At 69.4% G+C, this 14,791-nt stretch carries 14 protein-coding genes; 2 read left to right on the top strand and 12 right to left on the bottom strand.

Annotation, left to right across the window (positions count from 1 at the left end; translation table 11 throughout):
- Position 1: 1 nt before the first annotated feature.
- The 7 genes from AB6807_RS19075 to AB6807_RS19045 form a co-directional block, all read right to left on the bottom strand.
- Positions 2-1,006: a LysR family transcriptional regulator gene (locus tag AB6807_RS19075; protein WP_371085768.1), complete on the bottom strand. Its 1,005-nt coding sequence runs from the start codon at positions 1,004-1,006 to the stop codon at positions 2-4.
- A gap of 130 nt (positions 1,007-1,136) precedes the next feature.
- Positions 1,137-1,925: an enoyl-CoA hydratase-related protein gene (locus tag AB6807_RS19070; RefSeq protein WP_371085767.1), complete on the bottom strand. Its 789-nt coding sequence runs from the start codon at positions 1,923-1,925 to the stop codon at positions 1,137-1,139.
- 2 nt (positions 1,926-1,927) lie between these two features.
- Positions 1,928-2,758 (bottom strand): SDR family oxidoreductase, encoded by an 831-nt coding sequence (locus AB6807_RS19065; RefSeq protein WP_116909788.1) that lies wholly within the window; start codon positions 2,756-2,758, stop codon positions 1,928-1,930.
- 31 nt (positions 2,759-2,789) lie between these two features.
- The gene (locus tag AB6807_RS19060) at positions 2,790-3,218 is read right to left on the bottom strand and encodes a MaoC family dehydratase (protein WP_116909789.1); all 429 of its coding nucleotides are present in this window, start codon (positions 3,216-3,218) and stop codon (positions 2,790-2,792) included.
- Positions 3,219-3,229: 11 nt separating this feature from the next.
- Entirely contained in the window at positions 3,230-3,670 is a 441-nt protein-coding gene (locus AB6807_RS19055; protein ID WP_371085766.1) for a MaoC family dehydratase N-terminal domain-containing protein, read from the bottom strand.
- Positions 3,671-3,680: 10 nt separating this feature from the next.
- Positions 3,681-4,865 carry a lipid-transfer protein gene (locus AB6807_RS19050; protein ID WP_371085765.1) on the bottom strand — a complete coding sequence of 395 codons (1,185 nt, stop codon included), beginning with the start codon at positions 4,863-4,865 and terminating at the stop codon, positions 3,681-3,683.
- A gap of 58 nt (positions 4,866-4,923) precedes the next feature.
- Complete coding sequence (locus tag AB6807_RS19045; protein ID WP_371085764.1) at positions 4,924-6,498, bottom strand: long-chain-fatty-acid--CoA ligase; 1,575 nt, start codon at positions 6,496-6,498, stop codon at positions 4,924-4,926.
- A 96-nt stretch (positions 6,499-6,594) separates the two neighbouring features.
- Between AB6807_RS19045 and AB6807_RS19040 the strand changes: the two genes are divergently transcribed.
- Both AB6807_RS19040 and AB6807_RS19035 read left to right on the top strand, forming a co-directional pair.
- On the top strand, positions 6,595-7,620 hold the full coding sequence (locus AB6807_RS19040) for an AraC family transcriptional regulator (RefSeq protein WP_371085763.1): 1,026 nt from the start codon (positions 6,595-6,597) through the stop codon (positions 7,618-7,620).
- Between the two features lie 49 nt (positions 7,621-7,669).
- On the top strand, positions 7,670-8,245 hold the full coding sequence (locus AB6807_RS19035; RefSeq protein WP_116909793.1) for a GbsR/MarR family transcriptional regulator: 576 nt from the start codon (positions 7,670-7,672) through the stop codon (positions 8,243-8,245).
- A gap of 64 nt (positions 8,246-8,309) precedes the next feature.
- On the opposite strand, the gene cydX is transcribed toward AB6807_RS19035, so the two are convergent.
- The 5 genes from cydX to cydD are packed head-to-tail and all read right to left on the bottom strand — an operon-like array spanning position 8,310 to position 14,741.
- Positions 8,310-8,459 carry a cytochrome bd-I oxidase subunit CydX gene (gene cydX / locus AB6807_RS19030; protein ID WP_116909794.1) on the bottom strand — a complete coding sequence of 50 codons (150 nt, stop codon included), beginning with the start codon at positions 8,457-8,459 and terminating at the stop codon, positions 8,310-8,312.
- Positions 8,460-8,475: 16 nt separating this feature from the next.
- Entirely contained in the window at positions 8,476-9,630 is a 1,155-nt protein-coding gene (cydB, locus tag AB6807_RS19025; protein WP_371085762.1) for a cytochrome d ubiquinol oxidase subunit II, read from the bottom strand.
- Positions 9,627-11,288 carry a cytochrome ubiquinol oxidase subunit I gene (locus tag AB6807_RS19020; RefSeq protein WP_116909796.1) on the bottom strand — a complete coding sequence of 554 codons (1,662 nt, stop codon included), beginning with the start codon at positions 11,286-11,288 and terminating at the stop codon, positions 9,627-9,629. Before AB6807_RS19020 ends, cydB begins: the two co-directional genes overlap by 4 nt.
- A 43-nt stretch (positions 11,289-11,331) precedes the next feature.
- On the bottom strand, positions 11,332-13,047 hold the full coding sequence (locus AB6807_RS19015; RefSeq protein ID WP_371085761.1) for an amino acid ABC transporter ATP-binding/permease protein: 1,716 nt from the start codon (positions 13,045-13,047) through the stop codon (positions 11,332-11,334).
- Complete coding sequence (cydD, locus tag AB6807_RS19010; RefSeq protein ID WP_371085760.1) at positions 13,044-14,741, bottom strand: thiol reductant ABC exporter subunit CydD; 1,698 nt, start codon at positions 14,739-14,741, stop codon at positions 13,044-13,046. The genes AB6807_RS19015 and cydD overlap by 4 nt, the downstream gene beginning before the upstream one ends.
- Between the last annotated feature and the right edge of the window lie 50 nt (positions 14,742-14,791).

The raw sequence follows: 14,791 nt of genomic DNA, 5'->3' as shown, positions 1-14,791 counted from the left end.
CTCACTTGCCGGGCCGGGCCTTCGGCGCGCGCGATGCCCGTGATGCCTGTGATGTGCGCGGTTCGGCCCGCGGCTCCTCGGCCGGCCTCGCCAGCTTCTCGGCCTCCTCGAGCGCGGCGGTCAGCTCCGACAAAAAGGCGGCCACCGGAATCGGCAGGCTGCGGCCCTTGTGCACGCTCAGCGCCAGGCGCTGCGGCCGGGCGCGCGGGTCTTTCAGCGGCACGTAGGAGCCCGCCCTGGGCCGCCCGTGCGGGTCTTCCAGCGGCGTGGTCGTGAAGGTGAGGCACATGCCCTCGGCCGCCACGTTGCGCATGAGTTCGTAGGAGTTGGTTTCCAGCGCGATGCGCGGACGGATCTTCGCCTTGGCGAGCATCTCGTCGTACTGCTGCTTGGCCCACAGCGACGAGTCGAGCCACGACAGGCTGTACTCCGCGCAGTCGGACAGCCGCAGCGACTCGAAACCTTCCAGCGGATGCCCGTTGGGCACCAGCACATACAGCGGCAGCAACCGCGAATAGACCACCGACAGGTCGTGGAAGGCGATGTCGCCGAAGGTGAAGCAGGCGTCCAGGTCGTCGTTGAGCAGCATCTCGCCCAGCGTGGGGCTGCCGCTGACCTTCACGCTGAACGAAATGCCCGGATAGCGCTTGGCGAAGCCGGAGAAAAACTGCGGCATGAAGTCGCGCGTGAGCGATTCAGGCATGCCGAAATTCACGTGCCCGCGCTTCAGGCCCTGCAGCGCTTCGATCTCCGAATGCAGCCGCCCCGACTCCTTGACGACGTTCTTGTGATACCGCATCAGGATCTCGCCGGCCGCCGTGAGCTTGACCTTGCCGCGCCCCTGGCGCCGCTCCAGCAAGGGCGCGCCCAGCGAGTCTTCGAGCATGGCGAGCTGCCTGCTGATGGCGGAGGCCGCGACGTACAGGTTCTCGGAAGCCGCCCTGATCGAACCGGTGCGAACGACTTCGGCGAAGTACCGAAGCGAGGTCGTGGAGACAAGACTCAAGAAGAAACTCCGTGGGCTGGCACCAGGTGAGGTGCCGCGGCATGCAAGGCGATGCGCCGCGGAGATTCTTGCACGCATCGCGCGCGGACGGCACAGCCGCCACGGCGGCTGCCACAGTGCGCGCGCGGGCTCAGCGCCCGGTGAACCGCGGCGCGCGCTTCTCCACGAACGCCGTCACGCCTTCCCGCGCGTCGGCGCTGCCGGCCCGCTCGCGCAGCAGCTTGCGCTCCATGGCCAGGTGCTCGTCGAAAGGCCGCGCGGGTGCGCCCGCGCACAGCGCCTTGATGCCCGCGAACGACGCGCTCGCCCCTTGCGCGAGCCGCGCAGCGAGCGCTTCGGCGGCGGCGGCCAGCTCGGCGTCGGGGTGCAGCGCATCGACCGCGCCCCAGGCCAGGCATTGCCGGCTGTCGATGGCGTCGCTCAGCATCAGCAATTGCTGCGCCCGCACCGGCCCCACGCGACGCGCGAGGAAATACGACGCCCCGGCATCCGGCGACAGGCCGATGGCCGCATAGCCCGTGCGCAGCTTCATCGACTCCGCCGCGAGCACGAAGTCGCCGCACAGCGCCAGCCCCACGCCCGCGCCGCCGACAGCGCCGTTCACCGCGACGACCAGCGGCGCGGGCTGGTTCGACAGGCGCAGCAAGGCCGGATGCAGCAGTTCGAGGATGTCGTCGACCAGCGCCGGCAAGGCATCGCGCGCAGCCACGAACTCGTCGATGTCGCCACCGGCGCAGAACACGCGGCCCTCGCCGGTCAGCAAGATGGCGCGCGGCGCCTGCGCGATCACCTCGTCGATGGCGCGCACCAGCGCAAGGCCGCTGGCGCGCCCGATGGCGTTGGCGCGCTCGGGCCGCTTCAGCACGATGCGCCCGATGTCGCCGGCCACGGCCCAGGCGATGCCTTCAAGCTGCTGCATGCTCAGATTCCGGTGAGGCCGCCGGTGCACATCAGCGTCTGGCCGCTCACGTAGTCGGACTCGGGCGCGCACAGCAGGTACACCGCGCCGGCCGCTTCCTCGGGTGTGCCGCCGCGACCCAGCGGAATGGACTGCTCCATCATCGACAGCAGCCCCGGGTTGATGCCCACCTTGATCTCGCGGCCCTCGATGTTGGCGGTCGTCGCCTCGGCGGTGCTCGCGGTCAGCCGCGTCTGGATGAAGCCGAAAGCCACGCAGTTCACGGTGACGTTCATGCGGCCCCACTCCTTCGCCAGTGTTTGCGTGAGCCCGACGATGCCGGCCTTGGCGGTCGCGTAGTTGGCCTGGCCCGCGTTGCCGAAGAGCCCCGCCACCGACGAGATGTTGACCACCTTGCGCACCACGCGCCGGCCCGCCTCGGTCTCCGACTTCGACAGCGCACGAATCACCGGCTGCGCCGCGCGCAAGATGCGAAAGGGTGCCGTGAGGTGCACGTCGATCATGGCGTACCACTGCTCGTCGGTCATCTTCTGCAGCACGCTGTCCCAGGTGTAGCCGGCGTTGTTCACGACGATGTCGAGGCCCTTGTATTCGCTCACCGCCGTGCCGACGAAGCGCTCCGCGAAGTCCGGCGCGCCCACGCTGCCGACGCAGGCCACGGCCTCGCCGCCCGCCTCGCGAATGGCCTGCACGGTTTCTTCGGCCGGCGCGGCGTCGAGGTCGTTGACGACGATGCGCGCGCCTTCCGAGGCGAGCTTCAATGCAATGGCGCGGCCGATGCCGCGGCCCGAACCGGTGATGAGGGCGACCTTGCCGTCGAGCTTGGATGTCATGGTGTTCGTCTCTCTTTTTTCTTTGAGTGAATCAGCGCAGCGCGACCAGCGCCTCGCCGGCGATGCGGGCCTGGCCGTACTGGTTGGCGCTCTGGATTTCCACGCGCACGCAGGGCTCGCCGTCGTGCACCAGCTTCTCGACCACGCGCCCGCTGCAGCGCACCGCGTGGCCCAGGTGGGTGATGCCCTGGAAGCGCACGTCGAAGCGGCGCAGCTGCGACTGCGGCGCCCACTGCGTGAGCAGCCGCCCCAGCCAGGCCATGCCCAGCATGCCCTGCGCGAACACGTCGGGCATGCCCGCCTTGCGCGCGAAATCAGTGTCGATGTGAATGGGGTTGTGGTCGCCCGAGGCGCCCGCGAACAGCGCGAGCGTGGTGCGGTTCACCGGCGGCAGTTGCAGCGCGGGCAGCTCGTCGCCGACCTGCACGGCGTCGTACGTCAAGGGGGTCGCTGTGGTCATGGCGTGTGCTTTCAATGCCTGCAGACGATCACGGCGCGCAGCTCGGCCACCAGTTCGTCGCGCTGGTTGGTGGCGCGCGAGGTCTTCACCACGAACTCGAGCGCGCCGTTCTTCTTGTCGTAGATGTCGGTGATGGTGGAGCGCACCGTCACCGTGTCGCCCACGCAGGCCGCGCGGTGGTACCTGAAGCTCTGCTCGCCGTGCAGCAGCTTGGCGAGCGGAATCTGCAGGTCGGCCAGCAGCCGGTCGGACGCGCCCGAGTCGAGCTCGGCCGCGAACAGGAAGGTGGGCGGCGCGGGCAGGTCGGCGTAGCCGGCGTCGCGCGCGGCGGCGGCGTCGGTGTAGATGGGATCGGTCTCGCCGATGGCCTTGGCGAAGAACTGCAGCCGCGTGCGCTCGATGGGGAGCACCGAGGGTGGCAGCTCGTGGCCGATCCATTTCTTGTCGATCATCGTGTTGTCCTTACACGCGTTCGTACAGCGTGACCACGCACGCACCGCCGAGGCCGAGGTTGTGCTGCAGCGCCAGCCGCGCGCCCTCGACCTGGCGCTTGTCCGCGGTGCCGCGCAGCTGCTGGACCAACTCGGTGCACTGGGCCAGCCCGGTGGCGCCCAGCGGATGCCCCTTCGACAGCAGCCCGCCCGAGGGGTTGGTCACCACCTTGCCGCCGTAGGTGTTGTCGCCGTCGACCACGAACTTTTCCGCGCCGCCCACCGGGCACAGGCCCAGCGCCTCGTAGCTGAGCAGCTCGTTGTGCGCGAAGCAGTCGTGCAGCTCGACCACGTCGACGTCTTGCGGGCCCACGCCGGCCGCGTCGTACACCTTCTGCGCGGCCTCCTGCGCCATGCTGAAGCCGACCACCTCGCGCATGTCGCGGCTCTCGAAGGTGATGGGGCGGTCGGTGGTCATGGCCTGGGCCTTGATGCGCACGCTGCGGTCGAGGCCGTGGCGTTCCGCGAAGCGCGGCGAGCACACGACGGCCGCGGCGGCGCCGCAGGTGGGCGGGCAGGCCATGAGCCGCGTCATCACGCCAGGCCACATCACGGGCGCGGCCATGACCTCGTCTTCGGTGACCACGGTGCGGAACAGCGCCACCGGGTTGTTCGACGCATGGCGGCTGGCCTTGGCGCGGATCTTCGCGAAGGTGGACATCTGCGTGCCGTACTGCTGCATGTGCGCCAGCCCGGCGCCACCGAAGTAGCGCAGCGCCAGCGGCACCTGCTCGTTGCCGACCAGTTCGTCGGTGATGTGCTCGAACTGGTCGAACGGGCTCGGGCGGTCGTTGAACACCGCGCCCAGCGCGCCGGGGCTCATGTGCTCGAAGCCCAGCGCCAGCACGCAGTCGGCCGCGCCGCTGGCCACGGCCTGGCGTGCGAGGAACAGCGCAGTGGAACCGGTGGAGCAGTTGTTGTTGACGTTGACGACCGGAATGCCGGTCATGCCCACCTCGTACAGCGCGCGCTGGCCGGCGGTGGAGTCGCCGTACACGTAGCCCACGTAGGCCTGCTGCACCAGCTCGTAGCCGATGCCGGCGTCTTTCAGCGCGGCGTTGGTGGCGTGGCTGGCCATTTGCGGGTAGGGCTGGTTGGCGCCCGGCTTGGTGAACGGGATCATGCCGACCCCGACCACGTAGACGTCTTGACTCATGGGAATGGCTCCTGAAGGTGATGGATGAAAGAGCAAATGAAATAGTGAATGGAGTGGCTCAGGCCACGCTGCGCTGGCGGTCTTGCCAGAAGGGCTCGCGCAGCTTGGTCTTCAGCACCTTGCCCGCGCCCGACAGCGGCAGCGCGTCGACCACGGCCACGCTGCGCGGGCACTTGTAGTTGGCGATCAGCGTCTTGCAGTGCGCGATGAGTTCCTCGGGCTGCACGCCCTGCCCCGGCTTCAGCACCAGCACCGCATGCACCGCCTCGCCCCACGCGTCGCTCGGGATGCCGATGACGGCGCAGGCGGCCACGGCCGGGTGCTGGTTGATGGCGTTCTCGACCTCGGCGGAGTACACGTTCTCGCCGCCGCTGATGATCATGTCCTTCATGCGGTCGACCACGAAGATGAAGCCGTCGTCGTCCATGTAGGCGCCGTCGCCGGTGTGCATCCAGCCGTCGCGCAGCGCGGCGGCCGTCTGCTCCGGCTTGTTCCAGTAGCCCTGCATGGTGTTGGGGCCGCGCACGGCCACCTCGCCCACGGTGCCGCGCGGCACCTCGGCGCCCTCGACATCGACCACGCGCACCTCCATGCACACGCTGGCGCGGCCCGCCGAGCGCAGCTTGCCGGCCTTGCGGCCTTCGGCCGTGTGGAAGAACGCGGGCAGCAGCGTGGCGATGGGCGACAGCTCCGTCATGCCGTAGGCCTGCGCAAAGGCGACGCCGGGGAAGGCGTCCATGGCGCGGTTGAGCACCGCCTCCGAAATGGGCGACGCGCCGTAGGTGATGTTCTTCAGGCTGCTCAGGTCGCGCGGCTTGCGCATGGCGGGATGGTCGACCAGCATCTGGATCATGGTGGGCACCAGCAGCAGGCTGGTCACGCGGTCGCGCTCGATGGCGTCGAGCACGCCCTCGGGCGTGAACATCGGAATGACGGCGTGCGTGTTGCCCACGAACCAGTGCGGCGTGGCCAGCCCCATGTCGGCCAGGTGGAACATGGGCGCGGCGTGCAGGTAGCAGCCGCCGGGCGCCGCCAGCCCCTCGGCCTGCGCGGCGAGCGCCGAGCTGCAGATGTTGGTGTGGCTGAGCATCACGCCCTTGGGAAAACCCGTGGTGCCGCCGGTGTAGAAGATGCCAGCCAGGTCTTCGCCGCGGCGCACCGCATCGGGCACCGGCTCGGCGTTGTCGATCAGCCCTTCGTAGCCGTGCATGCCGGCGGGCACGGCGCCGTCGCCGCAGTACACCACCTCGCGCAGGCTCTTCGACTGGCCGCGCATCTGCTCGACCACGGCGCGGAAGGTCTCGTCGACCAGCAGGATGCTGGAGCCCGAATCTTCCAGCGAGTAGAGGATTTCCGCGGGCGACCAGCGGATGTTGCAGGGGTTGAGCACGCCCCCGCCCCAGGGCACGGCCATCTGGTACTCCAGGTAGCGGTCGGAGTTGAGCGACAGCATGGCGACACGGTCGCCGGCCTGCATGCCGAGCCGCTGCAATGCGCCCGCCAGGCGCGCGACACGCCCGGCAAGGTCGCGAAAGTTGCGCGATCGGCCGGCGAAGCGCACGGCAATGGCATCGGGGCGCTGCTGGACGGCCCGGTGAAGGCCCTGGGTCATGTACATGGTGTTTGTCTCCATCTCGTTCTTGTGCCGTCGCATGGTAGAAAACCGGCCACCGCCCGGCGATTGCACTTCGCTTCGATCGCATGGCAGAAAAGGTCAATCCGCCGACACATGCTGCAACCGCCCGTCACCATTCCGATTGCCTTCGTGCAGGGCATGCTCTCGGGCGTGCGCGCGCGCGGCGCCGAGGCGGCGGTGTGCGTGGACACCGCGCTGGAAGACGCAGGCATCGCGCCCGCGCTGCTGCACGAGGTGGGCGCGCGAATCACGGCCGAGCAATACGTGGCGCTGTTCGCGCTGCTGATGCAGCGCATGGACGACGAGGCGCTGGGCTTTCTCACGCGGCGGCTGCGCTGCGGCAGCTTCGCGCTGATGACGCGCTCCACGCTGGGCGCGCGCACCTTCGAGGTGGCGCTGCGCCGCGTGGCGCACACCTTCGGGCTGCTGCAGGACGACCTGTCGCTGGTGCTGCTGCGCGAAGGGCCGCTGGCGGGCTTCGGGCTGCAGCTGAACCACCCGCCCGCCACCTACCAGAACTTTCTTCACGAGCTGATGCTGCGCGTGTACTGGCGCCTGTCGGCATGGCTGCACGGCGGGCGGCTGGTGGCGCGCCGCTTCGACTTCGGCTTCGAGCTGCCGCCCTATGCCGACGGCTACGCCAAGGTGTTCCCCGGGCCGCTGCAGTTCGGCCAGCCGCTGTCGGCCGTGTGGTTCGACGCCAGCGCGCTCGACACGCCCGTGCACCGCGACGCGCAGGAGATGCAGGCGTTCCTGGCGGCCTCGCCGGCCAACGTGATCCTGCCGCGCATGGCCGAGCAGGCCGTGAGCGCGCGGGTGCGCGCGGTGCTGCAGCAGCACCGCCCCGCCTGGGCCGACCTGGCGACCACGGCCGACGTGCTGCACATGTCGGTCAGCACGCTGCAGCGGCACCTGGCCACGGAGGGCACCTCGTTCCAGTCGCTGAAGGACCAGCTGCGGCGCGACCTGGCCATCGTGCGGCTGAACACCAGCACGGTGCCGCTCGCGGTGCTGGCCGAAGAGCTGGGCTTTGCCGACAGCGCGGCCTTCCAGCGGGCCTTCAAGGCCTGGACGGGCGGCGCGCCGGGGTCGTACCGGCGGCGCATGCCGCAGGGCTGAGTTTTCAGAACTTTCCGGAATTACAGCCATCCGCGCGACAATTCGGCGCATGGCTTCTTCCACCGACCTTCCTCCCCTCAACCGCCAGTTCGTCGCCCATTTCGGCGAGATGGGCAGCAAGTGGGGCATCAACCGCACCGTCGGGCAGATCTATGCGCTGCTCTACCTGTCGCAGCGCGCGCTCAATGCCGACGAAATTGCCGAGCTGCTGGAGTTCTCGCGCTCCAACGTCAGCATGGGCCTGAAGGAACTGCAGGCCTGGCGCCTGGTGCACCTGCGCCACCACGCGGGCGACCGGCGCGAGTATTTCGAGGCGCCTTCGGACGTGTGGGAAATCTTTCGCGTGCTGGCTGAGGAGCGCCGCCGCCGCGAGATCGAGCCCACGCTGTCGATGCTGCGCAACGCGCTGCTCGAGTCCCCGACCAGCGACGCCGAGCGCCATGCGCAGGAGCGCATGCGCGAGATGCACGACCTGATCGACCGGCTGATGACATGGTTCGACGACGTGCAGCGGCTCGCGCCCGAAACCGCCATGAAGCTCATGGGCATGGGCGCGACCGTGACGAAGGTGCTGACGCTGAAGGACCGCATCACGGGCGGCGGAGCGTCGAAGAAAAAACCCTGAGCGCGACTTGAAAGAGCCTTGAAAGAGCCTTGAGAGGGCCCCCGAAAGGGCGCCTGCAGGCTCATCAGAGCCGCTCCTGCCCTCCCGCGGGCTCGGGCGTCTCGAGCTTGGCCTTGCGAACGGCGTCGTCGTCCATCAGTTCGTACCACATGGCGTTGAGCACGGCGAATGCGGCTGCCAGCGGCAGGCCGAGGATCCAGGCGAAGTACCACATCTTTTTTTCCTCCGGTTCAGTAGGCGTGTCCGCTCTCGTCGCGGATCGCCTGTTCGTCGACCTTGCCCCACAGCACGTGGTAGACCCAGCTGGTGTAGGCCACGATGATGGGAATGAAGAACGCCGTGACCACCAGCATGATGAACAGCGTGAGGTGGCTCGACGACGAGTCCCACACCGTGAGGCTGGCGCGCGGGTCGATCGACGACGGCAGGATGAACGGGAACATCGATGCGCCCACGCTCAGGATGATGCCGGCGATGCCCAGCGCCGCGGTCAGCAGCGCCAGCACCGGGCGGCGCAGCATCAGGCCCAGCAACGCACCCAGCGCACCGACGAAGCCGAGCGCGGGCGCGGCCAGCGTCCAGGGGTGGGCGGCGTAGTTGGCGGTCCATGCGCCGGCGTGCAGCTCGACGGTCTTCAGCATCGGGTTCGACGGCCCCACCGTGTCGACCACGCTGCTGATGCGGTAGCCGCCGATGCTCGAGGCCAGCAGCACGCCGGCCAGCGCATAGAGCGCGATGGTGAGCACCGCCGCGACCATGCCGTAGGTGCGCGCGCGCTCGGCCACCGCGCCCTGCGTCTTCAGCAGCAGCCAGGCCGCGCCGTGCATGACGAGCATGGCGACCGACACCAGCCCGCACAGGATGGCGAAGGGGTTCAGCAGGCCGAAGAAGCCGCCGTCGTAGAAGATGTGCATGTCGGCGTTGAAGCGAAACGGCACGCCCTGCAGCACGTTGCCCACGGCCACGCCGCAGATCAGCGCGGGCACGAAGCCGCTGAAGAACAGCACCCAGTCCCAGCGCGCGCGCCACTGCGCGGACTCGCGCTTGCTGCGGAACTTGAAGGCCACGGGCCGCAGGATGAGCGCCGTGAGAATCACGAACATCGCCAGGTAGAAGCCCGAGAACGACACGGCGTACAGCTGCGGCCACGCCGCGAAGATGGCGCCGCCCCCGAGGATCAGCCAGACCTGGTTGCCCTCCCACACCGGCCCCACGCTGTTGATGACAACACGCCGCTCGATGTCGTCGCGCGCCGCGAAGGGCAGCAGCATGCCGCTGCCCAGGTCGAAGCCGTCGGTCACGGCGAAGCCCACCAGCAGCACGCCGATGAGCAGCCACCAGATGAAGCGCAGGGTGTCGTAGTCGAGGAGTGTGTGGAGAATCATGCGGCGCTCCCGGTGGAAGAAAGGGCGGCGGCCGAGGCGGTGCTGGCACCTGTGCCTGCACCTGTGCCTGCACCTGTACCTGCGTGGGCCGGCGGAACGTGCGACAGCGTGTCGCCCTCGTCGGGCGAGTGCTCGGCCTGCGGGCCCTTGCGAATGGCCTTGAGCATCAGCTTCATCTCGATGACGAGCAGCACGGTGTAGATGGCGATGAAGCCCGCGAGCGTGAGCAGCAGCGTCTTCACGCCCAGGTTCGACACGGCCACCGCGGTGGGCAGCACGCCTTCGATCACCCAGGGCTGGCGGCCGAACTCGGCCACCAGCCAGCCGGACTCGATGGCGATCCAAGGCAGCGGAATCGCGAACACAGCGAGCTTCAGCAGCCAGCGGTAGCTGTCGAGCTTGCGGCGCGCCGACAGCACGAAGAAGGTGCCCGTCAGCAAGATCAGCAGCATGCCGATGCCCACCATCACGCGGAACAGCCAGAACAGTGGCGCCACCTGCGGCACGGTGTCCCATGCGGCCTTGGTGATCTGCTCGTCGGTGGCGGTGCGCGGGTCGTCCACGTAGCGCTTGAGCAGCAGCGCGTAGCCCATGTTGATGCCGTTGTCCTCGAAGTCGCCGCGCACGCCCTGCGTCACCTTGCCGGTGCCACCGGCCTCGCGGATCTTCTGCAGCGCGTCGTAGGCCTTCAGGCCCTCTCGAATGCGGGCTTCGGCGCGCTTCACGAGCTCGTCGATGCCGGGCATCACCGTGTCCAGCGAGCGCGTGCCGATGAGGCCCATCACGCCGGGAATGTGAATGGCGTAGTGCGTCTCGCGCGCCTCCTGGTCGGGAAAGCCGATGACGGTGAAGGCCGCGGGTGCGGGCTGCGTCTCCCACATGGCCTCGATGGCGGCGAGCTTCATCTTCTGGTGTTCGCCCGAGAGGTAGCCGCTCTCGTCGCCGAGCACCGCCACCGACAGCGCGGCGGCCAGGCCGAACGAGGCCGCCACTGTCATCGAGCGCTTGGCCAGCTCCAGGTGACGGCCCTTGAGCACGTACCAGGCCGACACACCCAGCACGAACACGGCGGCGCACACATAGCCGGCCGACACGGTGTGCACGAACTTGGCCTGCGCCACCGGGTTGGTGAGCACCGCGAAGAAGTCGGTCACTTCCATGCGCATGGTCTGCGGGTTGAAGGCCGCGCCCACGGGGTTCTGCATCCAGCCGTTGGCAATGAGGATCCACAGCGCCGAGAAGTTCGAGCCGATGGCCACCGCCCACGTCGCCGTCAGGTGGCCCACCTTGGAGAGCTTGTCCCAGCCGAAGAAGAACAGGCCCACGAAGGTGGCTTCCATGAAGAAGGCCATGAGCCCTTCGATGGCCAGCGGCGCGCCGAAGATGTCGCCGACGTAGTGGCTGTAGTAGCTCCAGTTCATGCCGAACTGGAACTCCATCACGATGCCGGTGGCCACGCCCATGGCGAAGTTGATGCCGAACAGCACGCCCCAGAACTTGGTCATGTCGCGCCAGATCACGCGCCCGGTCATCACGTAGACCGTCTCCATGATGGCGAGGATGATCGAGAGCCCGAGCGTGAGCGGCACGAACAGGAAGTGGTACAGCGCCGTCACGGCGAACTGCAGGCGCGATAGCGCAACGATGTCGAGGTCCATGGGGTTCTTCCTTTGGTGTTCCCTGTTTTCTTGTTCTCTGAAATCAGTCGGGGCGCAGGCTGCGCCATGCGGTGTCGAAGGCGTCGCTGCCCCGGCGCAGGTCGGCCACGATGCGGCCTTGGCGCATGCACAGCAGGCGGTCGGCCAGCGCGGCCTCGCGGCGCAGGTGCGTGGCGATGAGCACCGTGCGCGCACCGGCGTGCCGCGCAAGGCGCTGCAGCACGTCGTGCGCGACGCCCGCGTCGAGCGCCTCGGTGGGTTCGTCGAGCAGCCACAGCGGCACGGGGCGCAGCAGCAGGCGGGCCAGCGCGAGGCGGCGCGATTGGCCGCCCGAGAGGCCGAGGCCGCCTTCGCCCAACCGTGTGTCCAGGCCCGCGGCCATGGCGCGCACATCGGCTTCCAGACCTGCAGCTTGCAGCGCGGCGTACAGCTGGTCGTCGGTGGCGGCGGGGTTGGCGAGTCGCAGGTTGTCGCGCAGGCTGTCCTGGAAGAGTTCGGTGCGTTGCGTCAGCAGGCAGGCGGGCTGCGCAGTCGCAAGGCCGTGCTGCGGCGCGATCTCGCCAGCAATGGCGGCGAGCAAGGTCGACTTGCCCGCACCGCTCGCGCCGATCAACGCCACGCGCTCGCCGAGGCCCAGCGTCAGCGAGATGTCGCGCAGCACCGGCGTCGCGCTGCCGGCGTGCGCGAAGCTCACGTGCTCCAGCCGCAATGCGGCAGCGGCTTCGTTGCGCGGTTCGACTTGCACTTCTTCATCTGCCATGCGCGGCGCAAGGCGACGAACCGCGAGCCAGGTGCGGCCCGCGTCGAGCGCGCCGCGGCGCAAGGCCGCGAAAGGTTCGGTGGCCGTGAGCGCCACCAGCAGCGCCAGCGCGGCGGCCGGCACGCCGATCAGGCCCTCGCCGACCAGCGCGCCGACGGCGAGCAGAACGCCAACGAGTGTCAACGTGCCCGCGCTGCCGTAGGCGAAGCCGGCCGCGGCCTCGAGCTTGTTCAATGCGAGGTCGGCCTTGGCGAGTTGCGCATCGGCGTTCATCAGTGCCGCGCGCTGTGCATCGATGCGGCCCGCCATCACCAGGTCGGTCTGGCCCGCCACAAGGTCGACGGTGCGTGCGCGCAATGCTTCGATGGCGCGCGCGCGCTGCACGGCGGGGCGGCGCGCGCGGCTTGCGACGATCCACGCGATGCCCCAGCCGACGACCACCAGCCAGAGCGCCAGCGCCACGCCCATGCCGACATGCATGAAGCCGAGCACCACGCCCGCCAGCAGCGCGGCGCCCAGCGCGGCGGCGGCCGGCACGAACAGCTGAAGGTAGAGCGACTCGAGCGCGTCGATGTCCGAGGTCAGGCGGAACAACAGCCGGGCGGGCTGCATCAGCAACGCGCGAGCAGCCCCGGGCCTTGCCCAGCCGCGGAACAGACGCACGCGCAGCGCGGCAAGCACGGCGAAGGTCGCGTCGTGCGTCACCAGCCGCTCGCCGTAGCGCGACGCCGTGCGGCCGAGCGCCAGCAACCGAATGCCCGCCGAGGGCATGAACACGTCGAAGGTGAAGGCGGTGGCTGCATGCAGGCCGGCCAGCGCGGTCGCGGTGATGAACCAGCCCGAGAGGCCGAGCAGCGCCATTCCGGTGAGCACGGTAAGGGCTGCGAGCAGGCAGCCCAGCAGCAGCGGGCGCGGCTGCGCGGCGAGAAAGGGGCGCAGCACCAGGCGCAGGTCGCGCCAGTTGTCACGCCAGTTTGTCGAGGCTTGGGCGGCCTTCATGCAGCCTGCTCCATCGCGTCATCGCCGAGGCTGACCGTGCGGTGCATGCGAGTGGCGAGCACCGGGTCGTGGGTGGCGACGATGAGCGTCTTGCCGCGCGCGAGCGCGACCAGCGCGTCGGCCACGCGCTCTGCGGTCTCGGTGTCGAGGTGCGCTGTCGGCTCGTCGACCAGCAGGAGATCGGCGTGCGGGTGCACGGCGATGCGGGCCAGCGCGAGGCGCACGGCCTCGCCGCCCGACAGGCCATGGCCGCCCTCGCCCAGCGCCACGCCCGGATGCGCCTGCGCCACCTCTTCGAGCGAGGCGAAGCGCATGGCGGCGCTGACCTGCGGGGTATCGACGCCTGCGCGCCCCAAGGTGACGTTGGCCTCGACGGAGCCGGCGAAGACATGCGGCGACTGCCCCATCCACGCCATGCGCTGGCGCAGCGCGGATACGGTGTGGTCGGTGAGGGTCACGCCGCCGATCGAGATCTCGCCGCGGCTGGCGGGGACCAGGCCTGCGATGAGCGCGAGCAGCGCGGTCTTGCCGGCGCCGCTGGGGCCCGTCAACGCGACATGCTCGCCGGCGGCGATGCGGAGTTCGAAGCCTTCGAACACTGCTTGCGCTTCTTGCGCTTCGCCGGGCCAGGAGAAGTGCAGGTTGTGGATGACCAGCGCGGGTGCGGCGTGCTTGTCGCCTGCAGCGGCGCGCGTCAGCGAGGCGCTCGCGCCGGGCAGCGGCAAGGCGTTGCGCTGCAACCGGTCGAGCGACTCCCACGCCGCCTCGCCCGCCGCGCGGTCGTGCCACACGGCCGACAGCTCGCGCAGCGGCTCGAAGAAGGCCGGCGCCAGCAGCAGCACGAAGAGCCCTTCGCCCAGGCTCAGTTGCCGGCCCCAGGTGCCGAAGCCGAGCGTGCCCAGCAGATGGAAACCGACGTAAGCCGCCACCATCGCAACGCCCAGGGCAGAGAACAGTTCCAGCACGGCCGACGACAGGAATGCGATGCGCAGCACCGCCATGGTCCGCCGGCGAAGCGACTGCGCGGCATCGCCCAGGCGCTGGGCCGTGGCGTCGACCGCGCCGAGCGCGCGCAGCGTCGCCAGGCCGCGCAGGCGGTCGAGCAGAAAGGCGTTCATGCCGCCAAGTTCGACCATCTGCGCTTCGCTCGCGGCCTTGGCGCGCCAGCCGACGATGGCCATGAACACGGGAATGAGCGGCGCCGCGAACAGCAGCACCAGCGCGGCCACCCAAGAGAGCGCGGCCACGGCACACAGGATGAACAGAGGCACCACCGTCGCGCGCCAGCGTGCCGGCTGGTAGCGCACGAGGTACGGCACCAGCGCCTCGGCCTGCTCGGCGAGCACGCTGGCGGCCAGGCCGGAAGGGGCGCGGCTGCGGTCCAATGGGGACCCTGCGGCCAATGCTGCCGCCGTCTGCGCGCGCAACGCCGAGAGCTGCGCCCTCGCCCGCCCGAAGGTGCGGCGCGAGCCCCAGGCCTCGCAGCCCGCGCGCAGCAAGCCCAGCAGCAGGATCGCAACGGCCGGCCACAGCACCGCCGCAAAGCCCCTGCCCGACGCCAACCCTTGCACCGCCATCGCCAGCAATGCGGCCTGTGGCAGCCAGAACAACGCGGCAGCACCCTGCACCACCCCGCCGACGTCGGGCGACGCGAAGGCCTGCAACGGCGATCGTGATGGCGTGGGCTTGGTCATTCCTTGGTTTCGTGGATTTTCAGTAATTACTGAAATTTCCACAATCATAC

It is taken from the genome of Variovorax sp. RCC_210 (assembly GCF_041355175.1).
Lineage (GTDB): Bacteria > Pseudomonadota > Gammaproteobacteria > Burkholderiales > Burkholderiaceae_C > Variovorax.
The sequence above is the reverse complement of the archived record's forward strand: the minus strand, read 5'-3'. Positions and strand labels throughout refer to the sequence as shown.